Annotated in this window: 25 protein-coding genes; 21 read left to right on the top strand and 4 right to left on the bottom strand. The window is 72.2% G+C overall.

Features of this window, described 5'->3' with window-relative positions; all coding sequences use genetic code 11:
* Nucleotides 1-116: 116 nt before the first annotated feature.
* On the bottom strand, nucleotides 117-1,148 hold the full coding sequence (locus ACFQ87_RS02470; protein ID WP_380608680.1) for an ATP-binding protein: 1,032 nt from the start codon (nucleotides 1,146-1,148) through the stop codon (nucleotides 117-119).
* A gap of 218 nt (nucleotides 1,149-1,366) precedes the next feature.
* On the opposite strand from ACFQ87_RS02470, the gene ACFQ87_RS02465 reads away from it, so the two are divergent.
* Entirely contained in the window at nucleotides 1,367-2,257 is an 891-nt protein-coding gene (locus ACFQ87_RS02465) for an oxidoreductase (RefSeq protein ID WP_380608679.1), read from the top strand.
* Nucleotides 2,258-2,626: 369 nt separating this feature from the next.
* Here ACFQ87_RS02465 and ACFQ87_RS02460 read toward each other — a convergent pair whose 3' ends face one another.
* The gene (locus tag ACFQ87_RS02460; RefSeq protein WP_380608735.1) at nucleotides 2,627-3,424 is read right to left on the bottom strand and encodes an HAD family hydrolase; all 798 of its coding nucleotides are present in this window, start codon (nucleotides 3,422-3,424) and stop codon (nucleotides 2,627-2,629) included.
* 825 nt (nucleotides 3,425-4,249) lie between these two features.
* Here ACFQ87_RS02460 and ssd point away from each other — a divergent pair.
* The 10 genes from ssd to ACFQ87_RS02410 all read left to right on the top strand — a co-directional run bounded on the left by ssd (nucleotide 4,250) and on the right by ACFQ87_RS02410 (nucleotide 14,060).
* Nucleotides 4,250-5,374, top strand: a complete 1,125-nt coding sequence (gene ssd / locus ACFQ87_RS02455) for a septum site-determining protein Ssd (RefSeq protein ID WP_380608678.1) — start codon at nucleotides 4,250-4,252, stop codon at nucleotides 5,372-5,374.
* 83 nt (nucleotides 5,375-5,457) lie between these two features.
* Nucleotides 5,458-6,723: a TadA family conjugal transfer-associated ATPase gene (locus tag ACFQ87_RS02450; protein WP_380608677.1), complete on the top strand. Its 1,266-nt coding sequence runs from the start codon at nucleotides 5,458-5,460 to the stop codon at nucleotides 6,721-6,723.
* Nucleotides 6,720-6,869, top strand: coding sequence for a hypothetical protein (locus ACFQ87_RS02445; protein ID WP_380608676.1), 150 nt, complete (start codon nucleotides 6,720-6,722; stop codon nucleotides 6,867-6,869). Before ACFQ87_RS02450 ends, ACFQ87_RS02445 begins: the two co-directional genes overlap by 4 nt.
* A gap of 19 nt (nucleotides 6,870-6,888) precedes the next feature.
* Complete coding sequence (locus tag ACFQ87_RS02440; RefSeq protein WP_380608675.1) at nucleotides 6,889-7,899, top strand: type II secretion system F family protein; 1,011 nt, start codon at nucleotides 6,889-6,891, stop codon at nucleotides 7,897-7,899.
* Complete coding sequence (locus ACFQ87_RS02435) at nucleotides 7,899-8,672, top strand: type II secretion system F family protein (protein ID WP_380608733.1); 774 nt, start codon at nucleotides 7,899-7,901, stop codon at nucleotides 8,670-8,672. Before ACFQ87_RS02440 ends, ACFQ87_RS02435 begins: the two co-directional genes overlap by 1 nt.
* On the top strand, nucleotides 8,673-8,936 hold the full coding sequence (locus ACFQ87_RS02430; protein WP_380608674.1) for a DUF4244 domain-containing protein: 264 nt from the start codon (nucleotides 8,673-8,675) through the stop codon (nucleotides 8,934-8,936).
* Nucleotides 8,937-9,003: 67 nt separating this feature from the next.
* Nucleotides 9,004-10,149: a tyrosine-type recombinase/integrase gene (locus ACFQ87_RS02425; RefSeq protein WP_380608673.1), complete on the top strand. Its 1,146-nt coding sequence runs from the start codon at nucleotides 9,004-9,006 to the stop codon at nucleotides 10,147-10,149.
* Nucleotides 10,146-12,656, top strand: coding sequence for a tyrosine-type recombinase/integrase (locus tag ACFQ87_RS02420; RefSeq protein WP_380608672.1), 2,511 nt, complete (start codon nucleotides 10,146-10,148; stop codon nucleotides 12,654-12,656). The genes ACFQ87_RS02425 and ACFQ87_RS02420 overlap by 4 nt, the downstream gene beginning before the upstream one ends.
* Nucleotides 12,646-13,215 carry a DUF6262 family protein gene (locus ACFQ87_RS02415; RefSeq protein ID WP_380608671.1) on the top strand — a complete coding sequence of 190 codons (570 nt, stop codon included), beginning with the start codon at nucleotides 12,646-12,648 and terminating at the stop codon, nucleotides 13,213-13,215. Before ACFQ87_RS02420 ends, ACFQ87_RS02415 begins: the two co-directional genes overlap by 11 nt.
* Before the next feature lie 623 nt (nucleotides 13,216-13,838).
* A complete protein-coding gene (locus tag ACFQ87_RS02410; RefSeq protein ID WP_380608670.1) occupies nucleotides 13,839-14,060 on the top strand; it encodes a hypothetical protein in 222 nt (73 codons plus the stop codon).
* Between the two features lie 201 nt (nucleotides 14,061-14,261).
* Here the strand turns inward: ACFQ87_RS02410 and ACFQ87_RS02405 are convergent, their stop codons facing one another.
* The gene (locus tag ACFQ87_RS02405) at nucleotides 14,262-14,855 is read right to left on the bottom strand and encodes a hypothetical protein (protein ID WP_380608669.1); all 594 of its coding nucleotides are present in this window, start codon (nucleotides 14,853-14,855) and stop codon (nucleotides 14,262-14,264) included.
* Between the two features lie 167 nt (nucleotides 14,856-15,022).
* Here ACFQ87_RS02405 and ACFQ87_RS02400 point away from each other — a divergent pair, with 167 nt between their 5' ends.
* From ACFQ87_RS02400 to ACFQ87_RS02390, 3 genes are all read left to right on the top strand, one after another.
* Nucleotides 15,023-15,127 carry a DUF4244 domain-containing protein gene (locus tag ACFQ87_RS02400; protein WP_380608668.1) on the top strand — a complete coding sequence of 35 codons (105 nt, stop codon included), beginning with the start codon at nucleotides 15,023-15,025 and terminating at the stop codon, nucleotides 15,125-15,127.
* Nucleotides 15,128-15,209: 82 nt separating this feature from the next.
* Nucleotides 15,210-15,554, top strand: coding sequence for a TadE family type IV pilus minor pilin (locus ACFQ87_RS02395; protein ID WP_380608667.1), 345 nt, complete (start codon nucleotides 15,210-15,212; stop codon nucleotides 15,552-15,554).
* Nucleotides 15,542-16,042 carry an Rv3654c family TadE-like protein gene (locus tag ACFQ87_RS02390; protein ID WP_380608665.1) on the top strand — a complete coding sequence of 167 codons (501 nt, stop codon included), beginning with the start codon at nucleotides 15,542-15,544 and terminating at the stop codon, nucleotides 16,040-16,042. Before ACFQ87_RS02395 ends, ACFQ87_RS02390 begins: the two co-directional genes overlap by 13 nt.
* Here the strand turns inward: ACFQ87_RS02390 and ACFQ87_RS02385 are convergent.
* Nucleotides 16,037-18,481, bottom strand: a complete 2,445-nt coding sequence (locus tag ACFQ87_RS02385) for a DEAD/DEAH box helicase (protein WP_380608664.1) — start codon at nucleotides 18,479-18,481, stop codon at nucleotides 16,037-16,039. The two genes, ACFQ87_RS02390 and ACFQ87_RS02385, sit on opposite strands and share 6 nt — an antisense overlap.
* A 223-nt stretch (nucleotides 18,482-18,704) precedes the next feature.
* Here ACFQ87_RS02385 and bldG point away from each other — a divergent pair, with 223 nt between their 5' ends.
* The 7 genes from bldG (at nucleotide 18,705) to topA (ending at nucleotide 26,791) form a co-directional block, all read left to right on the top strand.
* A complete protein-coding gene (gene bldG, locus ACFQ87_RS02380; RefSeq protein ID WP_380608663.1) occupies nucleotides 18,705-19,046 on the top strand; it encodes an anti-sigma factor antagonist BldG in 342 nt (113 codons plus the stop codon).
* 160 nt (nucleotides 19,047-19,206) lie between these two features.
* Nucleotides 19,207-19,626 (top strand): ATP-binding protein, encoded by a 420-nt coding sequence (locus ACFQ87_RS02375; protein WP_380608661.1) that lies wholly within the window; start codon nucleotides 19,207-19,209, stop codon nucleotides 19,624-19,626.
* A 148-nt stretch (nucleotides 19,627-19,774) separates the two neighbouring features.
* Complete coding sequence (locus ACFQ87_RS02370) at nucleotides 19,775-20,143, top strand: cyclophilin-like fold protein (RefSeq protein WP_380608660.1); 369 nt, start codon at nucleotides 19,775-19,777, stop codon at nucleotides 20,141-20,143.
* 140 nt (nucleotides 20,144-20,283) lie between these two features.
* The gene (locus ACFQ87_RS02365; protein ID WP_380608659.1) at nucleotides 20,284-21,048 is read left to right on the top strand and encodes a small secreted protein; all 765 of its coding nucleotides are present in this window, start codon (nucleotides 20,284-20,286) and stop codon (nucleotides 21,046-21,048) included.
* A gap of 188 nt (nucleotides 21,049-21,236) precedes the next feature.
* On the top strand, nucleotides 21,237-22,769 hold the full coding sequence (locus ACFQ87_RS02360) for a methyltransferase (protein ID WP_380608658.1): 1,533 nt from the start codon (nucleotides 21,237-21,239) through the stop codon (nucleotides 22,767-22,769).
* A gap of 197 nt (nucleotides 22,770-22,966) precedes the next feature.
* A complete protein-coding gene (locus ACFQ87_RS02355) occupies nucleotides 22,967-23,428 on the top strand; it encodes a DUF3592 domain-containing protein (RefSeq protein ID WP_380608656.1) in 462 nt (153 codons plus the stop codon).
* A gap of 453 nt (nucleotides 23,429-23,881) precedes the next feature.
* The gene (topA, locus tag ACFQ87_RS02350; protein ID WP_380608655.1) at nucleotides 23,882-26,791 is read left to right on the top strand and encodes a type I DNA topoisomerase; all 2,910 of its coding nucleotides are present in this window, start codon (nucleotides 23,882-23,884) and stop codon (nucleotides 26,789-26,791) included.
* Nucleotides 26,792-26,933 lie beyond the last annotated feature (142 nt).

Genomic DNA, 26,933 nt, shown 5'->3' with positions numbered 1-26,933 from the left:
GGTGTAAGAAAAGAGGGCAGTTGTTGTGTGCCGTAGTGTGAGATGGGAACAGCAAGCTCCCCCCCCCCCCCCCCGGGGGGGGGGGGATGCCCCGGCCCGTTCAGTTCGTGGTGGGGTCAGGCGGTGGCCCCCGCCGGGGTGGCCTGCCCGCCGGCGGTCGCGAACTCGCCCGCGAACTCACCTGCGGGCTCGCTCAGCACGAAGTCCTCGTCCACCTGGGTCGCCAGGTCGATGCCGACCTTGGCGTTGGCCCAACTCTCCGCGTTGCGCCGGTGGAAGAGCGCCGCCTGCTCGGTGTACCGGCGCGCGTCGCGCCGCCCGTACGCCGCCTCGGCCTCGGCCCGCAACAGCTCCAGCACCGCCCGGTTGGCCGGCTCCAGCGACTTCAGCGGCGGCTCGGCGCCCTGCTCCAGGCGGCGCACCCAGTCCGACTGTCCGAAGGTGGTAAGCAGGTCGTCGCCGACCTCGCGGCGCAGGAAGGCCAGGTCGTCCGGGCCCTGCACCTTGTTGCCGATCACCCGCAGCTGCACGCCGAAATCCTGGGCGTAGTCCCGGTACTGGCGGTAGACGGAGACGCCCTTGCGGGTCGGCTCGGCCACCAGGAAGGTCAGGTCGAAGCGGGTGAACAGGCCGGAGGCGAAGGAGTCGGAGCCCGCGGTCATGTCGGTGACCAGGTACTCGTCCGGGCCGTCCACCAGGTGGTTGAGCAGCAGCTCCACCGCGCCGACCTTGGAGTGGTAGCAGGCCACCCCGAGGTCCTCCTCGGTGAACGCGCCGGTCGCCAGCAGCCGGACCGAGCCCTCGTCCAGCGCGATCGGGCGGGCGCAGGCGGCGTAGACCGGGTTCTCCTCGACGATCCGCAGCAGGCGCGAACCACGGCCGGGCGGCGTGGTTTTGATCATCTCGTCGGCCGAGCGGATCAGCGGGTTGCTGCCGCGCAGATACTCCTTGATCTCCGGCAGGTGCGCGCCGAGCGAGGGCAGTTCGGCGGCCTGGGCGTCCGTCAGGCCGAGGGCGGGGCCCAGGTGCTGGTTGATGTCGGCGTCGACGGCGATGGCCGGCCGGCCGATGGCGGCCAGGTGGCGGATGAACAGCGCGGACAGCGTGGTCTTCCCGCTGCCGCCCTTGCCGACGAACGCGATCTTCATCTGGGGCTCCGGCTCTCGCTCTGGGCCCTGGGGGTGGGCCGCGTGCTCGGGGGGCGCGCGTGCCGAGCGCCCCTAACTGGAAATCGTTATCGTCTCCGATAGTGGCCATGCTAGCCGGGGTTTGGGTCTCGTCGGGGGAGGGGAATGAGGATTGCCTCTAACGGGTGATGCGGGGTTGCTGTTCCGGGAGGGGGCGCCTGTTCATTACTCTCGGGTAGGTGAGCACTGGAACAGATCCCCTCGCCCCGCTGGCCCAGCTCCCCGGGGTGCCCGACGCGGTCGCCGAGGTGCGCAAGGCCGTCGACCGGCTCTACGGCCACCGGGTGATGCGCCGCCGCGCGGCCGAGGTCACCTCCGAGTCCGCGCTGCGCGGCGCCCGCGCGTCGGCGGCTGTGGCCGGAGCCGACTGGCCGCTGGAGGAGGTCCGGCGCCGCACCGACTTCGGCGCGGACGCCGAGGCCCGGACGGTCGGCGCGGCCCTGCGGATCGCCGCCGAGGCCGGCCAGCTGCTGAGCGTCTGGCGGCACTCGCCGCTGCAGGTGCTGGCGCGGCTGCACCTGCTCGCGGTCGGCGACGCCGACCCGGCCGCCGGTCGGCCGCGACGGGCGGGGGAGGTCGCCGAGGAGTTGTTCCCGCTGGAGCTCGAGCCGGTGGACAGCGTCGAGGTCGACGCCGCGGTCGGGCCGACGCCCGTGCTGCCGCCCGCGCCGGGCGCGGAGGAGGTCGCGGCCCGGCTGGACCAGCTCTCCCGGCTGCTGGTGGCCCGTGCGGAGGGCCACGGCGTGGGGACGCCGGCCCTGGTGGTCGCCTCGGTGGTGCACGGTGAACTGCTCGCCCTGCGGCCGTTCGGTGCGTACAACGGGGTGATCGCGCGGGCCGCCCAGCGGATCGTGCTGATCGCCGAGGGGCTCGACCCGAAGTCCATCTGCCCGGCCGAGGTCGGCCTGGCGGAGCTGGGCACCGACGCCTACCGGCGGGCCCTCGCGGGCTACCTGGCGGGCACGCCCGACGGCATGGCGGCCTGGATCGCGCACTGTGGGCGGGCGCTGCGGCTCGGCGTGCGCGAGAGCACCGCGGTCTGCGAGGCGATGCAGCGCGGGATGGTCTGAGCAGGGCGCCCGCGGACAATGAGCGGGGTGCCTGTGGACAAGAAGATGCGGCGGCACCTGATCCTGCTGGGTGCCGCCGCTGGTGCAGATTCCGGGTGACCAAGCATGCACCGGAAGTGCCGATCAGACGGGGATCCTGCCCGTTCGTCTGGTCCGGCGGCCCGACAGCGGGTCGGCTGCATGTGGGTGCTCGGATATCTGTACACGCGGTCCGTGGGCCTGAACTGCGTTGTCGGTTTGACCTCTTCGGTCCTGACCGGGTCTCGCGGGCCGTGCTTCATTTGTATCGCGTTTCGGCCGAAAGGGGAACCCGAAACGAGAAGTCTGTGCCGATTGCCCGTTTTGGGGGCGTTGTGCTGGCCCGAGGCCTCAGACGGCGGGGCGACGTCGACGGGCCAGGTACCAGATGACCCCGGCGGTCACGAGGGCCGTCCCGACCGCCACCGCGGTCAGCACCGAACCGCTCGGCGCGGAGAACTCGGGAAGCCGCCGCCGCAGTTCCACCGGCCGGTCGAAGACCAGCACCGGCCACTCCCGTGCCTGCGCCTCCTTGCGCAGCGCGCGGTCGGGGTTGACGGCCGAGGGGTGGCCGACCGCCTCCAGCAGCGGCAGGTCGGTGGACGAGTCGCTGTAGGCGTACGACTGGGCCAGGTCGTAGCCCTCCGTCTCGGCCAACTCCCGGATGGCGGCGGCCTTGTTCTCGGCGTAGGCGTAGTACTCGATCTCGCCGGTGTAGCAGCCGTCCTCGACGTGGAGCCGGGTGGCGATCACGTGGTCCGCGCCGAGCAGCGCGCCGATCGGCTCGACCACCTCGGAGCCGGAGCTGCTGACGATCACCACGTCCCGGCCGGCCGCGTGGTGCTGCTCGATCAGCGAGGCGGCCTCGTCGTAGATGATCGGATCGATCAGGTTGTGCAGCGTCTCGGCGACGATCTCGCGGACCTGCTGGACGTTCCAGCCCCGGGTGAGCGCGGAGAGGTACTCGCGCATCTTCTCCATCTGGTCGTGGTCCGCGCCGCCGACCAGGAAGACGAACTGCGCGTACGCGCTGCGCAGTACCGCCCGACGGTTGATCAGGCCGCCCTGGTAGAACGGGCGGCTGAAGGCCAACGCGCTCGACTTGGCGATGATGGTCTTGTCGAGGTCGAAGAAGGCGGCCGTGCGCAGCCCGCTCGGCCGGGGGCGGGCGGGTGCGACCGGCTCCCCGGGCCCGGTGGTGCCGCCCTGGGACTCGTCGGCGTGGTCGTCGGCGTTCTCGGTGGTGTCCACGGGAACCGAGGATAGAGGGAGCCACAAAACACCCCGCCATTCGGTGTACTCGCGGGCGTGCGGGTTTGTGTTTCTGGCCGCTCGGGTACACCATGGAAGTCACGGATCGTTCGCGACCGTGCTAACCCGGTCCGGCTCCTCCCCCCCGAGTCGGGCTGTGGATAGACGACCCCCGCTCTCCCCCCCGGCGGGGGTCGTCGCACGTCCGGGGCCATTTTCAGGGCTTGAAAGCCCTTCGAGGCGGCTTCCGTGACCGCCCGGCCGGCGGTGTACAGGGGGTGTCGACAGCTCGGCCCGCCCATCACCTTTCGTCACTCTGCGTTGCCGTTTGCTCATGGCTCACACGGCCTGCGCGGCTGGTTCCGATCGGCTCCGCCGGACCGTCGCGGTGGAGTGCGCGGAAGGCTGCGGAGGGGTGTCGGGAGAGTGTTCGGCCGGGGTGCGGTGAGTGGCCGGTTCATCTCCGTGACCCCCTTTCGTCAATTCTTCGCCGATTAGCCCCCCGCCCGGGTGAACGTTTTCATCCACAACCCGCGAGTTATCCACAGGCAATCGGAACGTGGATGACGGAATCCGGATCTCCCCCCACCGTGATGGTCGGCGGCGGTCGCCGGGCAGGGCCTCATCCCCTTCCTCTCCGGAGGTCTGCCGGGCGACCGTCCGCCGCAACCGTCCGAAGCGCGCCCCGCCCCTGGTGGCCGGCGGCGCAGAGGGGAGAACACCATGTCGACGCCGATCGCCGACCACCTCACCACCGAGGGCCCCGGGGCCGCCGGGCCGCTCGTCGTCACCGAGGACGAGGGCCTGGCCGAGCACCTGCTGCGGCTCTGCGCGGCGGCGGGCACCGAGCCTCGACTGATCCGCGGCGCGCCGCCGACGCGTGAGGTGTGGGAGGGCGCTCCGCTGATCCTGGTCGGGGACGACCAGGCGGAGCGCTGCGCCGGACTGGGCAGGCGCGGCGGGGTGCTGCTGCTCGGGCTGGACCTGGACGACCCCGGGGTGTGGGTCAGAGCGGTCCAACTCGGCGCCGAGCACGTGCTGTTCCTGCCCGATGCCGAGGCCTGGCTGCTCGACCGGATCGCCGACGCCGCCGAGGGCGTCGGTTCCCCGGCGGTCACCGTCGCCGTGCTCGGCGGCCGGGGCGGGGCCGGGGCCTCCACGCTGGCCTGCGCCCTGGCGGTCACGGCCGCGCGCACGGGCCGGCGGACCATACTCATCGACGGCGATCCGCTGGGCGGGGGCCTGGACATCCTGCTCGGCGGTGAGACGGCCCGCGGGCTGCGCTGGCCCGACCTGGCGGGTTCGCGCGGGCGGGTCAGCGGGGCCGAATTGGCCCGCGCGCTGCCGGCGCTCAAACGGCTCTCCGCGCTGTCCTGCCTGTCCTGGGACCGTGGCGACACCCTGACGGTGCCGCCGGAGGCCATGCGCAGCGTGCTGGCCGCCTCCCGGCGGCGCGGCGGGCTGGTGGTGGTCGACGTGCCGCGCCATCTCGACGCGGCCGCCGGGCAGGCGCTGGAGCAGTCCGACCTGGCCCTGCTGGTGGTCCCGGCCGAGCTGCGGGCCGTGGCGGCCGCCGACCGGGTCGCGGCGGCGGCCCGGATGCGGCTCGGGGACGTTCGGGCCGTGGTCCGGCCGGTGCGGGCCGGCGGGCTCCCGGCGCACCGAATCGCCCGCGGGCTGCGGCTCGATCTGGCCGGGGAGTTGGAACCCGAGCCCGGCCTCGCCGAGGACGTCGAGAAGGGCGTCCCGCCCGGCATCCGGGAGAGCGGCCCGCTCGCGCGCTTCTGCGCGACCTTCCTGAACGAGGTACTGCCGCCGGTGCCGGCGGTCGGAGGAGGTGTGTACTGATGGTCCGTCTTCGCAGAACAGGCCCTCGGGGCGGTGCCCCGGGCCCGGGCGACGGTGCGCGGGAGCACCGGCCGCTCAGGAGCGTGCCGCCGCCCGGCGGGCCGCCGCAGGCCGGGCACGGGCCCTGCCCGTACGGCCGGACGGCCCGCGAGGAGCGGACGGCGGAGCTGGTGGACGCGGTGCGGCTGCGGCTGGCCGAGTCGGGTGCCGCCCCGACGGCGGGCTCGGTCGCGGCCGTGCTGCGGGCCACCCGGCCGCCGCTCGGCGGGGACGAGGTGCTGGACACCGTGCGCTCGCTGCGCGCCGAACTGGTGGGTGCGGGCCCGCTGGACCGGCTGCTGGCGGCGCCGGACGTCACCGACGTCCTGGTGAACGGTCCGGACGAGGTGTGGGTCGACCGTGGCGGCGGCCTGCACCGAGCCACCGGAGTCCGTTTCGCCGACGCCGAGGCGGTGCGGCGGCTGGCCCATCGGCTGGCCACCGCGGCCGGGCGGCGCTTGGACGACGCCCGGCCCTGGGTGGACGCCCGACTGCCGGACGGCACCAGGTTGCACGCGGTGCTGCCGCCGATCGCGGCCGGCTGCACCCACATCTCGCTGCGGGTCTGTCGGCCCCGGCCGTTCACGCTCGACGAGTTGGTGGCGGGCGGGGCGCTGCCGCCGGAGGGCGCCGACCTGCTGGCCGGAATCGTGCGGGCGCGGCTGTCGCTGCTGGTCTCCGGTGGGACGGGCTCGGGCAAGACCACGCTGCTCGCGGCGCTGCTCGGCCTGGTCGGGCCGGACGAGCGGATCGTCGTCGCCGAGGACTCCGCCGAGCTTCGACCGGCTCATCCCCACGTGGTCCGGCTGCAGAGCAGACCGCCCAACCAGGAGGGCCTGGGCGAGTTCACCCTGCGGGACCTCGTCCGGCAGGCACTGCGGATGCGGCCGGACCGGCTGGTGATCGGAGAGGTCCGCGGGGCCGAGGTGTCGGACCTGCTGGCCGCGCTCAACACCGGGCACGAGGGCGGCTGCGGCACCGTCCACGCCAACACGGCGGCGGACGTGCCGGTCCGGCTGGAGGCGCTGGGCTCGCTCGCCGGGCTCGACCGGCCGGCGCTGCACAGCCAACTGCGGGCCGCGCTCGACGTGGTGGTGCACCTGGTCCGGGATCCGGGCTCGGGCCGCCGCCGGGTGGCGGAGATCCACACGCTGGCCGGGGACCGCGACGGGCTGGCCGTGACCACTGCGGCGGTGACCTTTCCGGCGACGGGCGGCCTGGTGCCCGGGGCGGGCTGGGAACGGCTCGTCGGCTTGCTGGCGGCGCGCGGGGTGGCGCTCGGAGTGCCGCCCGGGGCGGAGCCGTTGTGAGCGCGGTGGTGATCGCGGCAGCACTGTCGGCAGGCGGGGCGGCGCGGGAGTTGCGGTTGGTGGAGCTCGGGTTCGCGGTACTGCTGACCGGATGCGCGGTGGCCGCGCTGGCACTGCTCGGGGCCTGGGGCAGGAAGGGGCGATGACATGGACGGTGGTGGTGTGATGCGGAGTCAACTGGCGCTCTGTTGGACAGCGGTGTTGTTCCTGCTGGCGGCCGCCGCGTGGCGGGCCGTGCAGGAGCAGCTGCCGGGCGGGCGGCGCTCCAGGCTGGTGCTGGCAGGCAGCGGGCCTCCGGTGAGCGGGCCGGGTCCGGAGGCGGCGGGGTGCGCGAGGGCCCGGCTCCCGGAGCTTCGGGCGCCCGAACTGCTGCTGTTGCCGGTGGGGTTGGCCGCCGGGCAGGCCGTCTCCTCGCCGGTGCCGGTACTCGCGGCCGTGCTGGCCGTCCTGCCACTGCGAAAGTGGCGGCTGCGGCGGCGCATCGCGGTACAGGCCGGGCGACGGGCCGCGGCCGTGGTCGAGCTCTGCGCCGCGCTGGCCGGTGAGTTGCGCGGCGGCTCGACGCCGGAGCAGGCGCTGCACCTGGTCACGGCCCGGCTCGCGGCGGACCCGGACGGGCTGCGCCGGCTCGGCGAGGAGCCGGTGGCCCGGCTGGCGGCGGGCCGCTACGGCGGGGACGTCCCCGCCGCGTTCCAGCTGCTGGCCGAACTGCCGGGCGGCAGCGGGGCGGCGGCCATCGCGGCCTGCTGGCGAGTCGCCTCTGACAGCGGGTCGGGGCTGGCTGCCGCACTGGACCGGGTGGCGGAGGCGCTGCGCGGTGAGCGGGCGCTGGCGGAGGAGATCTCCGGGGAACTGGCCGGGCCGCGGACGACGATCGCCGTCCTGGCCGCTCTACCGGGCGCGGGGCTGCTGCTGGGCGGCGCACTCGGGGCCCGTCCGCTGGACGTCCTGCTGCACACGTCGGCCGGGCTGGGCTGTCTGGTGGCGGGCGCGGTCCTGGAGGGGCTGGGCGCGCTCTGGACGGCCCGCATCGTCCGGGTGGCGGCCCGGGGAGCGCTGGAGCCTCCTCGGGGGCCCGGGGGCGGTGCTCAGGCTCGGGGGGCGAGGGAGCGCGGCGGTGCGCGTCGAGGGCTCATGTGGGCGCGGGCGCTCGGTGAGGGAGCGGGGGTCGGGTGATGTGGGGTTTCGAGTCGGCGGTGGCCGGGCTCGCCGTAGTGGCAGCAGTGGCGACCGTGGTGGCGCCGGTGCGGGGCAGGGCCAGGCGGCGGGCGTCCGCCTGGGCGCGGGAGCGGGAGGAGGTGCGGAAGCGAACACGGCCGAGAGGCCCGCGCGTTGGGCCCTGGCGGCGCGCAGGGCCGGCGGTCGGCGCCGGGCTGGCGGTGGCGGTGTTGCTCGGTGGCGGTGCCGGGGCGGTCGCCGGGGTGCTGGCGGCGGTGGGCGTCCATCGGTGGTCGGCCCGGGCACGGTCACCGGCGGACCGTCGGGCGGCCCGGGAGAACGAGTTGCTGACCAGGCAACTCCCGCTGGGTGCGGAGCTGTTGGCAGCATGTCTCGGGTCGGCGGCGCTGCCCTCGGCGGCGGTGTCGGCGGTGGGCCGGAGCGTGGGCGCGCCGTTGGGGCCGCGGCTGGCGGCGATCGGGGCCGAACTGGCCCTGGGTGCCCCGCCGGAACTGTGCTGGACCCGGCTGGGCGAACAGCATCCCGCGCTGGCCCCGCTGGCGCGTTGCCTGGTCCGGACGAGCCTCGGCGGGGCCCCCGCGGCCGGTCCGCTGATCGGGCTGGCCCAGGAACAGCGGACGGCCGCCGTCCGCGCGGCCCACGCGCGGGTCCGCCGGGCCGCGGTGCTCGCCACCGCACCGCTGGGGCTCTGCTTCCTCCCGGCCTTCGTCCTGATCGGGGTGGTGCCGGTGGTGGTCGGCCTCACCAGCCGTTTCGCCCAGTCCATGTGAATGAACGCCGGCTCCGGATCGGCCGGGGTCGCAGAAGAGATCGAACAGGAGACATCGATGACCGCAGTGATCGCGATCAGGCCCGACACCGGGCGCCCGCTCCGGCAGTTGCTGGGGGTGTGGCGGCGGAAGAGTCGTTGGGCGGCCGGCCGGGCCCGCTGGCTGGCCCGCCGCCGGCGCCGGTCGGACGCCGGGATGACCACGGCCGAGTACGCCGTCGGAACGCTGGTTATCTCGGGTTCCCCAACTGTTCCTGTTGCGTGAGATCGAGAATCACTCTGACGCGTGACAGAGAGTTATCTGCGGGTTGCAAGGCACAGCAGTACGGTCCGTGGTCGTGCACTTCCATGCTGAGCGGGCCCTATCGCCTATCGATGATGCGAACTTGTGGGTTGTGGTGGACTCCCAGTTCCGCCTCCACCCGGAGGGCTGCACGTTCTTAGCGGGCCTCCGGGCTCTCGGTCGGTCCAGCAACACTGAGCGTGCGTACGCGGGCCGGGTCGCCCTGTTCCTGACGTGGTGCGACGGCGGCGGGCTGGACTGGCGGCGCGTGGGAATGCTGGACTTGGCCCGGTTCCTGCGCTGGCTGGTGTCAGAGCCTTTGCCGCCGCGCGGGAAGACACCGGCAGAGCCTCGGTTCCGGTCGAAGAAGACGGCGAACGCGGTGGTGACGGCTGTCTGTGAGTTCTTCCGTTTCGCGGCGCGTGAGGGCTGGGTGGACCCGTCGATCATCGCGCGGCTGTCCGAACCGAAGTACCTCGGCTGGCTCCCGCCGGGGTTCGACACGGGCGAGGACGGGCAGTTCCGCCAGGTGAAGGCCAAGATGATCAAGTTCGAAGTTGGCGAAGACCCGATCGAGATCCTTCGGCCTGAGGATGCCGACCGGCTGATCAAGGTGGCGCTCCACGCCCGGGACAGGTTCTTGATTGCCTTGCTCAGCTGCACCGGCATCCGGATCGGTGAGGCTCTGGGGCTTCGACGGGAGGACATGCACTTCCTTGCGGACTCGAAGATGCTGGGCTGCCACATTTCCGGGCCCCACATCCACGTCCGGCGCCGGCCGGACAACGCAAACGGAGCCCTGGCGAAGTCGCGGTTCTCGCGGTCAATCCCCGTTCTGGAGAACGTGGTTGGGCTCTATGCGGACTACCAGTACGAGCGTGATGCCGTTCCGGAAGCGGCGGCCTGCGACATGGTGTTCGTGAATCTGTTCCATGCCCCGCTCGGCTCGCCTCTGCGCTACTGGACGGTCAAGGAGCTCTTTGACCGGCTTGCTCGCGAAACCGAACAGACGGCCCGGCCGCACATGCTCCGGCACGGGGCAGCGACGGCCTGGATTCGGTCGGGCGTCCCGCAGGACGTGGTGCAGGAGCTGATGGGGCATGTGTCACCGGCGTCGCTTGCGCCCTACCTGCACCCCACGGACGAGGAGAAGCGCGAGGCCGTCATGCGGGTGGCGGAGAGGGGGCGGCGGTGACCGCCGCCCTTGCCTCGGGCAGCCTTGCGGAGCTTCCCACCACCGATCTCACGGGCTGGACGCTCTGGCTCCAAAACAAGATCGATCGGCTCTGGCGCCCCGGCGAGTGGGACCAGGCCGCCTGGTTCTTCAACGGCGATCTCAACAACCCGCGGACCGGCGCCGGCAAATGCACGACGGCGAGTTGCTGGACCATCCTGCCGAGCCCGTACTCGTTCTGCCGCCACTGCCTCACAGTCCTCGCCGGCAGCGACATGAGCCGCGAGGAGTTCGCCACCTCCTATCAACGGCCGACACGTGTCCGGACTCCCTGGGGTCAGGAACGGGACAAGTGCATGGTCGAGCGCGACGGAATCCGCTGCGGCCGGCCGTCCTACAGTCTGGACCTCTGCCGGACGCACTACTTCAACTGGCGCAGGCGGCCGGAGGCTTCGACCGACATCGCGCACTGGGTCGAGACGGCGAAGATCCTGCCGCTGACCGGCAAGCCGACGTGCATCGTCAGAGGCTGTCCGAAACAGCGAGCCATCCGTGGGCTCTGCATGCCGCATCAGCAACTCTGGACACGGCAGAAGAGGCAGGGCCTCACCACCGCGGACGCGGACGCTTGGGCCCAGCAGACCGCGCCGTTCCAGCTGAGCCACCAGTTCTCGTTCTCCACCCTCGCGGAACCACTGCGCTGGGAAGTCCTCTTCGGACTCCAGCAGCGCGACGCCCGCGGCGGTGTCATCGAGCCGTCCGCCGTTCGCCACCTGGTCCGCGTCCTGGCTGACCGGTCGAGCCTGCTCACTGGCGACTCGACTGGGCTTGAGGCCGAGGTGAGGAAGAAGGGCCACAACGCGACGGCCCACTTTCGGGAGATCATGCGGGCGGTCCGGCTCGGATCGCTGGAGTTCCGTGGCGTCGCGCCGACCGATGCCGACGTCTGGGACCTGAGCGCGGTCGGGTTGCGCTCGCAGACCCGCAGCGGCCAGCGCGAACATGCCGGGACGGCGGACATGACCGCGATCCGGCAGACGTGGCTACGCGACACGCTCAGGGAGTGGGTCCGCACTACGAAGCCGCACAGCAACGACTTCGGAAGGACCTTCCGGGCCTGCGTGGTCGCCTCGGACGCTCTCCACGCCCGTCCGGGCGGTGGCCATGATCCGGCCGCCCTACGGTTCGCCGACATGCAGGCCGTCTTCACGGCAATGTGTGCTCTGCGGCGCGAAGACGGCGAGCTGGCGGGCCGCATCTGGCGGAAGCACATGTTCGGCTGCTTCGTTGCGATCCTGGACTTCGGCCGCACCGCCGACCTCCTGAACGACATGTCGGCGAGCTTCGGCCGACACCAGTCGATGGTGATTCCCCATGACGCCACCTCGGAGGACGACCCGGGCAAGGCGATCCCCGAACCCGTGATCGCCCAGCTCGACTCACAGCTAGCCGTGATCGGCGCCGGCTACCCCTACGGCGAGCTCGCCGCCGAGGACGTACACCTGATGCTGAGGACGGTCTATGTCGTTCTTCGCGACACCGGCCGGCGCCCGGTCGAGGTCGCCAGTCTGCGGCTGAACTGCCTGGAGACGAGCGGTGCTGAGACAGACCTGATCTGGGACAACCACAAGAAGCGCCGGTATGGCCGCCGTCTGCCGATCGCCGGGCAGACGGCGGAGGCCATCCGCTCATGGCAGGCCCGGCGGGGCGACATCCCGGCGCCGGCCACCAGCTCTGACTACCTGTTCCCAGCGATGACCGCCCGGAGCGGGACACGGCACCTACAGCCGGGCGGCCTGGCGAACGCGCTGCGGGAATGGGTGGCCGCGATCCCCGCTCTCCTGAGCGACCAACTGGACGAGTCGGGCAACCGGTTGCCGTTCGATCGGTCGTTGATCTTCCCCTATGCGTTCCGGCACTCCTACGCGCAACGGCACGCTGACGCCGGAGTCCCGGTTGACGTGCTGAAAGAGCTAATGGATCACCGGCAGATCGCCACGACCATGTCCTACTACCAGGTTTCACAGAAGCGGAAGCGGGAGGCGGTGAAGACGATGCGGCTGCACACGGTGGACCGCTCGGGCCGCCCGGCGCCGTTCAGCAGTACGACGGCCTATGAGGCCCGGTCGGTCGCCGTTCCCTTCGGCAACTGCACGGAGCCATCCAACGTCAAGGCCGGCGGCAAGAGCTGCCCACTTCGCTTCCAGTGTGCCGGCTGCGGGTTCTACCGGCCCGATCCCTCCTATCTGCCGGCGATCGAGGAACACCTGAACTCCCTGCGCGCGGACCGCGAGACGGCCACGGCGATGGACGCGGACGTCTTCGTCACGCGCAACCTCACCGACCAGATCAACGCATACACCGACGTCGTCAGTCGGATGAATGACCAGCTCGACCAGATGCCCGCCGACGAGCGATTGGAGGTCGAGCAGGCCAGTGCGGCGCTCCGAAAGATCCGGGCGACCAGCAATCACAAGCTGCTGCCCCTGACCGTCGTCCGCCACGGGGAGACCCGCGATGCCCGCTGAAAGCCCCTCTCGGGCCCCTACAGACGCTCTCAGAGCGGCACGGCAGCGGGACAGCCTTACCAAGCGAAGCCGCGCGTTGGGGGCCGTCCAGGACATGCTCAGGGCCGGCGAGCCCGTCACCTTCGCCGCCGTCGCGAAGCGGGCCGGCGTCTCCAGCTGGCTCGTCTACGCCCCAGGCGTCCGGGAACACATCGAGAAGGCCCGAAGGCGCCAGGCCGCCGATCCCGCCCGCGCGGAGAACGCCGGATTGAGCGTGAGCGGGTCAAGCGCACGCACGGACCTTCTGCTCGCACGCGAGGAGATCAACCGGCTCCGTGCTGAGGTCAGCAGCCTCCGCGGGGCGATGCGGGTCCACCTCGGTCAGCAACTCGACCAACTCGCGGCTCACGACCTCACGGCGCGAGTCGCCGAACTCACCGAGGAGAACCACCGACTCGCCGTTGCCGCGCGCGAGGCCGAGGCGGAGAATAGGCACCTCAAGACCCAGGTCACCACGCTTGAAGACGACCTGGCAGCAGCCCGCACGAGCCTCCGCCGCATGATCCGTTCCCAGAACTGAGGGAGCCGCTGCCCCACGCCGCGTGTCCGGGACACCCGTTGGAGGGCGCCACGGCGATGCTGTCGATACGACCACGGATCAGCCACAGTCTGACCTGCATAAACGCCAAGGGAGTTGACAAGGCGTTACCCGTGGGGGAGTCTGTAAGTGGCTAGAAGTGCATGCTCGCGCAAGTGATCCCGCCGCACACTGGATGCGGGGAGTTGGCGCGGGTGGGCATCGGCTGGGCGTGGATGTGTCAGACCCTCCCCCTAGCATCGCTACTAGCCCCCAAGGCGAGAAATGGGCACACCCTTCCGAGGGTCGTACCTGCAATGCTTGACTTCCTTGGGATGAGGCTCTAAAAAAGTTCCCGGAGCAATCCGAAAGTCTGTCAGCGCGCCTGCGGGCAAGAGGCCTTGACAGAATTTCCGATGGCTCTGCTATCGTTAATGGCGAAAGGCCGACCTGGCCAATCGCTAGAGTATTACAGCAACACGCGCACCATCCGAACAAAGCAATCCCTCAGGGATTGCCGCCCGGCGAACCGGAATCGCCAAGGGTATCGGGTGGTTTTCTTATTACCTTGCCCCCGATAGTGCTTTTCGCATGCCCAAAAACATCCCAAAACCCAAGGAGAGAGCATGTCTGACCGTCACAAGGGCTTCCACCTCTCGTTCCCCGGCGTCGAGATCAACGTGGAGTCCGCAAAGCCCAGGACCCGCAAGAAGCTGGTAAAGGTGGGACTCTGGCTGCTTTTCATCGCGCAGCCTTACCTGCTTTCGATGATGCCGCACGACCCCGCCCCGAATCCGATTCCCCCCATGACGGTATCGGCAGTTCAGAATTCTGGCGGCGGCCATTAGGGGAATTCGGGCGCTTGGTTTCGGCGATGCCGTGAAGCAAGTGCTTCGGGGTCTTTTTTTTTACCCAAAAGAGTCCGCTTTGCGCCGGTATGTTCCATGTCAAAGGTGGGACGGTGCCGCCTCTGGTCAGCTGCCCGCACTCCGATATGAGGGTTCGGGGCAGCTGACCAGGGCCGATGCACACCCTGGCGCCACGTCAGATCAGCGCCGCCAGGGCAGGGCCAGTCGGCGGCGATCGAGCATGCGATCGGCAGGGTCTTCGGGGTGTATGACACGGCGGCAGGCGGAGCTGAACTCCTCTACGGCTTGGGAGGTCTCCGCTTCGTCCTGCCGGCCGAAGCGGAGCTGATCACGAATCGTCGCGTCCGGGTCTTCGGAGTCGATCCAGTCGTTCAACCGGCCGGCCCATCCATGCAGGAGCCGCGCGGCGTTGGCGCCGATCCCGGCCACGGTGTCAGGGCCCTCGATGAGCACTGCCCCCAACGCATCTGTGACAGCTTGAAGCTGACTCTCCAAGGGCTCAGCGAGGTCGCGGGCCCTTCCGATGTGCCGACGGTCGTCCGGGTCGTACGACGTGTTGATCAGGGCTTCCATCCGCTCGCGCAGAGTGCCCGCACAGACCACCAGAGCGGTGGCCAACGCTCCGTAGGCCTGGCGTCGAGCCTGCCGCGCCTCAGCCCGATCTTCACGTGTGTTGGCGGTCCGGGCTGTGCGGGCTGCGAGAACACCAGAGACGACGGGGGCCAACAAGGTGCCGAGGATGCCAGCGAGGGAGATCAATGTGGTCGAGTTCACCGGGGCATTGTCCCGTCACGTCACCCGCCCGGCGGGTGCTGAACCAAGATTTAGCGAACCTTCCGACCACCCGGCGTTGGCTGCCCTCTCCAAGCCGTGTGCCTGATGTGCCTACCTACTCGTCTCGTTGGCTGACCTGGGTGTTCAGCCTGTGACCCCAGATAACGGTGGGCGCCTGCGCCCTCGCGGCCGGGCTGTACAAGGTGGTGACCAGCGCGACCATCACCGGGGCGCTGACCGAGATGCTGGAACGCGCGCTCCATGCCACGTAGGACGGCGAGCGGCGGCGCTCGGCCGTGGTCGCCGCGGCCGGTCCGACGCGGCGACGGCGGTTTCGCCACGGCGGAGACGGCGGTGGCCCTGCCCGCGCTCGTCCTGCTCGCGGCGATGCTGATCTGGGGCGTGCTCGCGGCGGCCGCGCAGATCCACTGCGTGGACGCGGCCAGGATCGGTGCCAGGGCGGCCGCGCGCGGTGAGGCGGACGCCGCCGGGCTCGCCCGCGCGGCCGCCCCGCCGGGGGCGGAGGTCCGGGTCGCGGTCGCGGCGGACACGGTGCGAGTCGACGTGGACGCGCCGTGCGCGGCGCCCGGGAAGCTCGGCGGTCTGCTCGCGGTGCGGCTCGGCGCACGGGCGGTGGCGCAGCGGGAGGACGTGTTGGGGAGTGGTTCGGGAGGAGGAGGTGGCGCGTGGCCTTCCTGAGGGGCCCGCGGCGGGCGGTGGGGCGGCTGGGGCGGGCCCGTACCGCCCGGGCCGCCGCGGTCGGCGGGCGCGGGCCGGATGCGGGCTCGGCGACGGTGTGGTTGCTCGCGCTGGCGATGCTGGGCACGGCGGTGTTCGCCGCGACGATCGCGGTCGGTGCGGTGGTCGCCGCCCGGCACCGGGCCGAGTCCGCCGCCGACCTGGCGGCCCTCGCGGCGGCGGACCGGCTGCTGCTGGAGCCGGACGGCGGCTGTGGTCGGGCCGCCGGGATCGCCGCCGCACAGGGTGCCGGCCTGGTGTCCTGCTCGGTTGACCGGTCGGCGGACGCCGTCGAGGTGGTCGCCGAGGTGCCGGTCGGCGGGCTCCCGGTGCGCCTGCCGGTCGGCCCGGCGCGGGCGAGGGCCCGGGCCGGACCGGTACGGGCCCCGGTCACCGCGGCCGAGGACGGCCTCGGTGACACCCCGGGCGGCGCGGCGGCGGCCTCATGAACCGCTCGGCGCCCCGCCCTCCGGGTCGGGTCCGGACCCCGCGCCCTCGTGGCTCGTTCTGGACTCTGCGTCCTCGGGGCCGGGCTCGGACCCCGCGCCCTCGGGGCCCGGCCCGGACTCCGCGGCAGGCGCCCCGGCTAGCAGGACATCCAGCAGCAGGACGGCGGCCGCCTTGTCCAGCGGGTCGTTCCCGTTGCCGCACTTGGGTGACTGGACGCAGGACGGGCAGCCGCGCTCGCACTCGCAGGAGGCGATCGCCGCCCGGGTGGCGGTCAGCCACTCGACCGCCCGCTGGAAGCCGCGTTCGGCGAAGCCGGCCCCGCCCGGGTGGCCGTCGTAGACGAACACGGTGGGCAGCCCGGTGTCGGGGTGCAGCGGGACGGAGACGCCGCCGATGTCCCACCGGTCGCAGGTGGCGAACAGCGGCAGCAGGCCGATCGAGGCGTGCTCGGCGGCGTGGGCGGCACCGGGCAGCTGGTCGAGCGGGAGGTTCGCGTCGAACAGCTGGTCCTCGGTGACGGACCACCAGACGGCGCGGGTGCGCAGCGTGCGGGGCGGGAGGTCGAGTTTGCTCTCGCCCATGATCTCCCCGGTGGAGATCCGCTTCCGGAGGTAGCCGACCACCTGGTTGACCACCTCCACCGAGCCGAAGCTGAGCCGGCCCTCGCCCCAGGGGACGGTGGTGTCGGTGTCGAGGACGGAGATGGAGGTGATGTCGCGGGCGGAGGTGGTGTACGGCGGATCGGCCGGTTCGACCAGGGCGACCGAGTTCTCCAGGTCGAGCTCCCGGACCAGGTAGGTGCGGCCCTGGTGGAGGTGGACGGCCCCGGTGTGGACGGTGGTGTGGGAGGCCGCCGCGTCCACCGTGCCGAGCAGCCGGCCGGTGTCGGCCTCGACGATCTGCACCGGGCTGCCGCCGCTGCCGCGCAGATCGACGGCGTCGGCGGCGCGTTCCCGGCGGGTCCAGTACCAGGAGCCGTCGGGGCGCCGGCGCAGCAGGCCGCGTCGTTCCAGCACCGGCAGCAGCGGCGCGGTGGAGGGGCCGAACAGCTCCAGGTCGGCGTCGGTGAGCGGCAGTTCCGCGGCGGCCGCGCACAGGTGCGGGGCGAGCACGTGCGGGTTGTCGGGGTCGAGCACGGTGGCCTCGACGGGTGCGGCGAACAGCGCCTCCGGGTGGTGCACCAGATAGGTGTCCAGCGGGTCGTCCCGGGCGATCAGGACGGCGAGCGCGCCCTGGGCCTCGCGGCCCGCCCGGCCCGCCTGCTGCCAGAGCGAGGCCCGGGTGCCGGGGTAGCCGGCCATCAGGACGGCGTCGAGGCCGGAGACGTCGACGCCGAGTTCGAGAGCGGAGGTGGAGGCGAGTCCCAGCAGCCGACCGGAGTGCAGGGCGCGCTCCAGGGCCCGGCGTTCGTCGGCGAGGTAGCCGCCGCGGTAGGCGGCCACCCGGTCGGCGAGCGGTCGGCCGAGCTGGTCCTGGGTCTGGAGGGCGACGAGTTCGGCGGCGCGGCGGGAGCGGACGAACACGACGGTCCGGGTCTGCCGCTCGACCAGGTCGGTCAGCAGGTGCGCGGCCTCGGCGGTGGCGGTGCGGCGCACCGGGGCGCCGTGCTCGCCGACGTTCTCGGTCAGCGGCGGCTCCCAGAGGCCGAAGACCATCGGCCCGCGCGGCGAGGCGTCCTCGGTGACGGCCACGGCGGGCAGGCCGGTCAGGCGCCGGGCGGTCACGGCGGGGTCGGCGGTGGTGGCGGAGGCGAGCAGGAAGGTGGGTGACGAACCGTAACGGGCGCAGATCCGGCGCAGCCGCCGCAGCACCTGGGCGACGTGCGAGCCGAACACGCCCCGGTAGCTGTGGCACTCGTCGACGACCACGTAGCGCAGCACCTTGAGGAAGGAGGACCAGCGGGCGTGCGCGGGCAGGATGCCCCGGTGCAGCATGTCCGGGTTGGTGAGCACGTAGGAGGCGTACTGGCGGACCCACTCGCGCTCCTCGGGCGGGGTGTCGCCGTCGTACAGCGCGGCCCGGACCCTCGGCGGGGCGAGTTCGGCGGCGCGGCGGCGCTGGTCGGCGGCGAGCGCCTTGGTCGGGGCCAGGTAGAGCGCGGTGGCGCCGCGGCCGTTGCGGGCCTCGGTGCCCTCCAGCAGGTCGCTGAGCACCGGCGCCAGATAGCCCAACGACTTGCCCGAGGCGGTGCCTGTGGCGATCACCACAGTCTGGCCGCTTTTGGCCAGGTTCATCGCCTCTGCCTGGTGCGTCCAGGGCTGCTCCACCCCGACGGCGAGCGCCGAGGCCACGATCTCCGATCGGATCGACTCGGGCCACGGCGAATAACGTGCAGGTCGGGCGGGAAGGTGCTCCGTATGGGTGAGCCGGTCGGATCGCCCCCGACTGGTGGACAGGGTCGTGAGCAGTGCCTCGGGCAGGCTGTGTCGGGGCGGCATGAGGACCCAGTGTGTCACCGGCGTGACGCAGAATCGTCGTAAGCCATCGTGCGGGCATGGTCGCAGGTGGTTGAATGTGGCCGTGACGGCCGTACGGCCGTGGGTCGCAGCGCTGAGGCTTGCCACGCGTTTGGCTTGGCGCGCCCGGGCTCGCGACCATGCGGTGGCGGCCGTCCGGCCGAGGATCGCACATGACGTAGCAAGGCAAGGTGCTGGAGGTTCCGTGGACCTGTCCCTGTCGACCCGCGCAGTCGGCGATCGTACGGTCGTCGAGGTTGGCGGCGAGATCGATGTGTACACCGCCCCGAAGCTGCGGGAGCAGCTGGTCGAGCTCGTCAACGACGGCAAGTACCACCTCGTCGTCGACATGGAGGGCGTTGACTTCCTCGACTCGACCGGCCTGGGCGTGCTGGTCGGCGGTCTGAAGCGGGTGCGCGCCCACGAGGGCTCGCTGCGCCTCGTCTGCAACCAGGAGCGCATCCTCAAGATTTTCCGGATCACCGGCCTGACCAAGGTCTTCCCGATCCACACCTCGGTGGAGGACGCGGTCCAGGCGACCGACTGACGCGTCCGGGCCGGTCCCCGCGGCCGGCCCGCCCGTTCCACGCGTCCGGGGCGCTGGGGCCCGCACGGGCCCCGGTGCTTCCCGGCCGCTCAGGGGCCGGCCCGTCCGGCCCACGGGGGCCGTACCTCCGGCCCCCGTCGGAGCACCCCGAAGGGGAGATATGGCAACCGTCGAACTTCGATTCAGCGCGCTTCCCGAGCACGTGCGGACGGCCCGCTTGGTCGCCGCGGCCGTCGCCAGACGGGCCGGGGTCGACGAGTCGGTGCTCGACGAGGTACGGCTCGCGGTCGGTGAGGCGTGCTCCCGTGCGGTCGGTCTGCATCAGCGCGGTGGCATCGGCGGCACGGTCCGGGTCGCGCTGACCGATCAGGAGAAGCGTTTCCTCATCGAGGTCGAGGACGAAGCCGGCTCTGCGGCCGTCCCGGCCGCCGGTGCTGACGAGGGCGGCGATCCGGACGAGGACACCTTGGGCCTCGCCGTGATCACCGGCCTGGTCGAGGACCTGGAGGTCACCAACGGCACCGGCGGTGCCGTGATCCGGATGAGCTGGCCGGTCTCGGTCGCCTCCGTCGCCGTCTGACGCCCCGCGCCGCTCCCGGTACCCCCGTCCCGGCACCCCGGTCCCAACTCCTGGGACCTCGTTGACAAATTGTTGGGCCTGGCGGTTCGCTGCTTCCGGCACGACCGGGTCCGATCGTTGATCGGACCTGTCGCGGAAGAGGAAGCACATGCGGATTCGCATCCTGTGGCCGGCCGGTCAGGCCACCGCCACGCTGCGGGCCACGCCCACCACCGAGGCGCTCTGGGCCGAGCTGCCGATCGAATCGACGGCGAGCACCTGGGGCGGGGAGGTCTACTTCGGCACGCCCGTCAGCGTGCCGCGTGAGGACGGTGCCCGGCAGGTGGTCGAGCCGGGCACGGTCGCGTTCTGGACCGACGGCGACAGCCTCGCCCTGCCCTACGGGCCGACGCCGATCTCGCGCGACGGCGAGTGCCGACTGGCCAGCCCCTGCAACGTCCTCGGCGCGCTCGACGGGGACGCCCAGGTGCTGGGCACCGTCCGGCCGGGCGATCCGATCCGGGTCGAGCGGGCCTGAGCGGCGACCGGGGGCGGGAGGGCGCGGGGGGTGGGAGCCCAGGGCGGCCGACCGGGGGCTGAGCAGCCGGGAAACGGGGCTCGGACGGCGGACGTGTAGGTTCGACGACCGAAGACGACCGAACCGAAAGGCTTCTCCCGGTGAACAAGCGACTGCTGGCCGTACCCGCCCTCGGCGTGCTGCTCGCGTTCGGCGCCGTCGGCTGCGGCGGCGACGACAACAGCAAGCAGCTGGAATCCTGGGCGTCGAACGTCTGCGGCGCGGCCAAGGACCCGATCGCCCAAGCGCAGTCCGCGCTCGCCGACACCGGTCAGGTGAAGACCGGCGAGTCCCCGGCCGACCTGCAGAAGCGGCTCTCGACGGACATCGGGCGGCTGGCCAAGACCAACCAGGACATCGCGAGCGCCATCGACGCGGCCGGCGCGCCCAAGGTGGACAACGGTGCGACCCTGCAGAAGGACACCGTCGACGAGCTGAAGAAGGCCGCCGACGGCTACCAGGACGTCCAGAAGAAGCTGGACGCGCTGCCCAACAACGACCAGGCGAAGTTCGCCGACGGGCTGCGCAGCGTGGCCGACCAGGTGCAGCAGCTGGCCTCGCTGTCCACCCAGGCGCAGAGCAAGCTGCAGCGCGGCGAGCTCGGCGCCGCGATGGCCAAGCAGGACGGCTGTAAGCCCAGCCAGGCCACCCCGGGCGCCGGTGCGAGCGGCAGCGCCAGTGGCTCCCCGGCCGCCGGGGGTGCGAGCGCGACCCCGGGCGCCGGAGCGTCCGCCACGACCAGCGCCCCCAACGGCACCCCCACGCCCGGCGCAACGGACAGCGCGAGCCCGGGGGCCACCCCCTCCGCGGGCGCCGGCACCACCCCGGCGGCCGCCCCGTCCACCCCGGCCCCCAGCGCGAGCTGACCGAGGACGGGAAGTAGACCGAGGACGGGGAGTAGGGGGAGTAACGGCGAGGGCCGCTCGCGGGAGCGGCCCTCCGGCCCCGGCTGCTGTGTCTGCCGAGGGGCGCAGGCCGGAGCTCGGACTCGGGCGGGCGCGCCCCGGGCGGGCTGGTGGGGCGGGGGTGGCGTGGGGCGGGGGACAATGGCGGGGTGATCAGTAGCCCCGTTCTCGACCCGACCCGTCTGGCCAAGCTGCGCGAGGCGCTGCTGGCCGCATCGTTCACCGCTGACGGGTGCCTGGACCTGTTGGGTCCCACCGGATACGCGGCGTTGGCCCGTAGCGAGGCCGTCCCGGCGCTGCGCGCGACCCGGGGCGGCAGCCCGCTGGAGACCCTGGTGCGGCTGTTCCTGCTGCAGCAGCCGGTGCCGTACCAGGCGGCCGCCGCCGCGCTGCCGGTGGAGGACTGCCTGGCGGACGGCTGGCTGCGCTCCGACGGCGACCTGGTGCGGGCCACGGTGGACGTCCGCCCGTACGCCAACGAGGTGGCCGGGATGCCCAGTTCGGATGCCTGGGTGGTCTCCGACCTGGGCTGCGCGGTGGGTGGCGCGGGTGGCATCGGCTCCGGGGAGACGGCCCACGGGGTGGCCCGCAAGGACCTGGTGCTGGGGGTCGGCGGCGCGTCCACGACGCTGGCCAACATCACCGTGCGCCGCCCCGTCCGGGCCGCTCTGGACCTTGGTTCGGGCTCGGGCGTGCAGGCGCTGCACGCGGCCCGGCACGCCCAGAAGGTCGTCGCCACCGACCTCAACCCGCGCGCGCTGCGGTTCACCGAGCTGACCCTCGCGCTGTCCGGTTTCGACAACACCGAGGTGGCCGCCGGAAGCCTCTTCGAGCCGGTCGGGGAGCGGAAGTTCGACCTGATCGTCTCCAACCCGCCGTTCGTCATCTCGCCGGCCGGCCGGTTCACCTACCGCGACGGCGGCATGGCCGGGGACGACCTGTGCCGCAACCTGGTGCGCTCGGCCGCCGAGCACCTGGAGCCGGGCGGCTACTGCCAGTTGCTCGCCAACTGGCAGCACGTCAGGGGCGAGGACTGGCACGAGCGGCTGGCCGGCTGGGTGGCGGGCACCGGGCTGGACGCCTGGATCGTCCAGCGCGAGGTCCAGGACGTGGCCCAGTACGCCGAGTTGTGGCTGCGCGACGGCGGCGACCACCGCGGCCCCGGCGGCGACTACCAGGCCCGGTACGGCGAGTGGCTGGACGCCTTCGAGGCGGGTCGGGTCGAGGGCATCGGCATGGGCTGGATCACCCTGCGGGCGAGCGGCGCCGAGCGGCCGACCGTGCGGGTGGAGGAGTGGCCGCACCCGGTGGAGCAGCCGCTCGGCCCGCACATCGAGGAGTGGTTCGACCGGCAGGACTTCCTGCGCTCGCACGACGACGCGGGCCTGCTCGCGGCCCGCTACGTGCTGGCCGACGAGGTGGTCCAGGAGCAGGTCGGCGCGCCGGGGGCGGAGGACCCGGAGCACGTGATCCTGCGTCACAACCGGGGCATGCGGCGGGCCACCAAGGTGGACACCGTGGGTGCCGGCTTCGTCGGGGTCTGCGACGGGTCGCTGGCGGCGGGCGAGATCGTGGACGCCATCGCGCAGCTGCTGGGCGAGGACCGGGTGGTCCTGCGGGACCGGGTGCCGGAGTCGCTGCGGCTGCTGACCGAGCAGGGGTTCATCAACCCCGTTCGGTGACCCACATCCGGTGGCCGCGGTCCGGCGGCCCCGCCCCGGCCCCGTCCGGTGGAACGCTTCGCGGACGACCCCCGGTTCACCCGCCCGTACCCTCCGGTTCGTCCGGCAGCCCCCGGGCGGCTGTGCCCCGTTGGTCCGGCGCTGTGAGGCTCTCCGTCCACAGGCTGTGGACAGAGCTGGGGAGCCGGGGGCCAGGGGTGGACACGACGACGGCGACGGTGGGCGGGCTGGTGCTCGCCCTCTTCGGTGGCGCGCTGCTGCTCTGGTGCGCCGCCGAAGTGCGCCTTCGCCACCGGGTGCGCCGACGGGGGGTGCGGGCCGTGGCCACCGTCGTCGCCGAGAACGAGGTGCACGGGCAGCTGGACAGCGCGCCGCTGCTCTCCTTCTCCGTGCTGCCCCCGGCCGCCGAGGGGCCCGTCGGTGGCCGGATCGCGGAGCTGGTGCTCACCCGTCCGCGCGGGCACACCCCGCTGCGCCGTCCGCAGCGCTTCGCGCCCGGCGCCTCGGTGCGGGTCTGTTACGACCCCGACCGGCCCTGCCGGGCGGTGCTGGCGGCGGGGGAGGTCAGCCGGGCGGCGGTCACCGACCTGCTGTGGAGCGCCCTGGGCGTGTGCTGCCTGGCGGTGGGCGCCGGACTGCTGGCCGCGGTCGGCCGCTGAGGTCGCCGAGGCCGCAGCGGTGGCCGCAGCGGCAGCGGTGCCGGACGGCTCAGTCGCCCTGAGCGCATCAGCCGTACCTGCCGTAGCGAACACCTCAGTCGCACCGGCCAGGCCGGTGCGACTGGCGCGATCCGGAAAGCGCAATACCGGAAGTGCGGCGATTTTTCCGTTGACAGATCTTGAAATCCGTCATTCCATCCTCCGGAACCTGCCGAAGCCCCCCTCCACGGGGCGCGAACCTCCGTCATCGGGTTACCGTTCGAGTGGCGTCGGTGAGCCCGGCAAGTGAAAACGCGGGATCCGTCCGTTTGACAAGGGTGGCCGGGGTACGGTCACACTCCGCTGGTGGGGTGTCGTTCAGCGGCAGCCCGGGACGGTGGAGGGGTCGGGCGGAGCGCAGCCCGTGCTGCCAGCGCCGACCAGCCACATAAGGACCGGGAGAGAAGAGCGAAGGTGTCCCCGAGCAGCGAGACCGCGCACGGACAGCGACTCGTCATTGTCGAGTCGCCGGCCAAGGCGAAGACGATCAAGGGCTACCTGGGCCCCGGCTACATCGTCGAGGCGAGCGTCGGGCACATTCGCGACCTGCCCAGCACCGCGGCCGAGGTGCCGGACAAGTACACCGGCGAGGTGCGCCGCCTCGGGGTGGACGTCGACCATGACTTCGCGCCCATCTACGTGGTCAACGCGGACAAGAAGTCCCAGGTCAGCAAGTTGAAGTCGCTGCTCGCGGAGTCCGACGAGCTCTTCCTCGCCACCGATGAGGACCGCGAGGGCGAGGCCATCGCGTGGCACCTCCAGCAGGTGCTCAAGCCCAAGGTGCCGGTGCACCGGATGGTGTTCCACGAGATCACCAAGTCGGCGATCCAGGAGGCCGTGGCCAACCCGCGCGAGCTGAACCAGCGCCTGGTCGACGCGCAGGAGACCCGCCGCATCCTCGACCGGCTGTACGGCTTCGAGGTCTCGCCGGTGCTGTGGAAGAAGGTCATGCCGAAGCTGTCGGCGGGCCGGGTGCAGTCCGTCGCGACCCGTCTGGTGGTCGAGCGCGAGCGCGAGCGGATGGCGTTCCGCACCGCCTCGTACTGGGACCTGGTCGGCACCTTCGGCACCGGCCGCACCCCGGCCGACTCCGCCAACCCGGAGACCTTCGGCGCCCGGCTGGCCTCGGTGGACGGCAAGCGGATCGCCAGCGGCCGCGACTTCGGCTCGGACGGCCGACTGAAGGCCGGCAGCACCAACACCCTGCACCTGGACGAGCAGGCCGCCCGCCAGCTGGCCGCCGCCCTGGCGCAGACCGCGTTCAGCGTCCGCAGTGTCGAGTCCAAGCCCTACCGCCGCTCGCCGTACGCGCCGTTCCGCACCACCACGCTCCAGCAGGAGGCCAGCCGCAAGCTGGGCTTCGGCGCCAAGCGGACCATGCAGGTGGCCCAGAAGCTGTACGAGAACGGCTTCATCACCTATATGCGTACCGACTCCACCACGCTGTCGGACACCGCGATCGCCGCCGCCCGCGCGCAGGTCACCCAGCTCTACGGCGCCGACTACCTGCCGGACGCCCCGCGCACCTACGCCAGCAAGGTCAAGAACGCCCAGGAGGCGCACGAGGCCGTCCGCCCCTCCGGCGACCGCTTCCGCACCCCCGCCGAGACCGGCCTGACCGGCGACGACTTCAGGCTGTACGAGCTGATCTGGATGCGCACCGTCGCCTCCCAGATGAAGGACGCGGTCGGCCAGTCCGTCACCGTCCGGGTCGGCGGCGCCTCCGCCGACGGCCGGGACGTCGAGTTCTCCGCCTCCGGCAAGATCATCACCTTCCACGGCTTCCTGAAGGCCTACGTCGAGGGCGCCGACGACCCGAACGCCGAGCTCGACGACCGTGAGCGCCGGCTGCCGCAGGTCGCCCAGGGCGACCCGCTGGCCGCCGAGCGGATCACCCCGGAGGGCCACGCCACCAAGCCGCCGGCCCGCTACACCGAGGCCTCGCTGGTCAAGGAGCTGGAGGACCGGGAGATCGGCCGGCCCTCCACCTACGCGTCGATCATCGACACGATCATCCAGCGCCGGTACGTGTTCAAGAAGGGCACGGCGCTCGTCCCGTCCTTCCTCTCCTTCGCCGTGGTCAACCTGCTGGAGAAGCACTTCGGCCGGCTCGTCGACTACGACTTCACCGCCAAGATGGAGGACGACCTCGACCGTATCGCCGCCGGTGAGGCGCAGTCCGTGCCGTGGCTGAAGCGGTTCTACTTCGGCGAGGGCGAGGGCCACGTGGCGGGTGGCGCCGCCGAGGCCGGCAACGGCGACGGCGACCACCTGGGCGGCCTGAAGGAGCTGGTCACCGACCTCGGCGCGATCGACGCCCGGGAGATCAGCTCGTTCAAGGTCAGCGACGACATCACCCTGCGGGTCGGCCGCTACGGCCCGTACGTCGAGCGCGCCGCCGCCGTCGAGGGCGAGCCCGGCCAGCGCGCCGACATCCCGGACGAGCTGCCGCCGGACGAGCTGACCGTCGAGCTGGCCGAGGAGCTGCTGGCCAAGCCCAGCGGTGACTTCGAGCTCGGCCCGGACCCGGTCAGCGGCAACATGCTGGTCGCCAAGGACGGCCGCTACGGCCCGTACGTGACCGAGATCCTGCCCGAGGGCACGCCCAAGACCGGCAAGAACGCGGTCAAGCCGCGCACCGCCTCGCTGTTCAAGTCGATGTCGCTGGACGGCGTCACCCTGGAGGACGCGCTGCGGCTGCTCTCGCTGCCGCGCGTGGTCGGCACCGACGCCGAGGGCGCGGAGATCACCGCGCAGAACGGCCGCTACGGCCCGTACCTCAAGCGCGGCACCGACTCGCGTTCGCTCACCAGCGAGGACCAGCTCTTCACGATCACCCTCGACGAGGCGCTGGCGATCTACGCCCAGCCCAAGCAGCGCGGCCGGGCGGCCGCCGCGCCGCCGCTCAAGGAGCTGGGCACCGACCCGGTCAGCGAGCGCCCGGTGGTGGTCAAGGACGGCCGCTTCGGCCCGTACGTGACCGACGGCGAGACCAACGCCACGCTGCGCAAGGACGACGACGTCGAGACCATCACGCCGGAGCGCGGCTACGAGCTGCTCGCGGAGAAGCGGGCGCGCGGGCCGGTGAAGAAGGCGGCGAAGAAGGCCCCGGCCAAGAAGGCGGCGGCCAAGAAGACCACCACCACCAAGACGGCGGCGACCAAGACCGCCGCCAAGAAGACGGCCGCGAAGAAGACCACCACCGCGACCAAGGCGGCGGCGAAGAAGACGGCCGCCAAGAAGACGGCCGCCAAGAAGACGGCCGCCAAGACCGCGGCCGGCGAGGCCGTAGCCGGCAAGACCGCCGCCACCGACGAGGGCTGATCCTCCGACAGCCCGCCGAGAGCGGAACCGGGCCCGCGCCCCCACCCCGGGGCGCGGGCCCGAGGTCTGTGCAGGGATCGTCACAGGCCGGTGATGACCAGGGCCCGGAACGCCGTTCGTCTCAATCGGGCAAAGCCCAGCC

It is taken from the genome of Kitasatospora sp. NPDC056531, assembly GCF_042794375.1.
Taxonomy (GTDB): Bacteria; Actinomycetota; Actinomycetes; order Streptomycetales; family Streptomycetaceae; genus Kitasatospora.
Note: the sequence above shows the minus strand (reverse complement) of the source record. Positions and strands in the feature narration are given on the sequence as shown.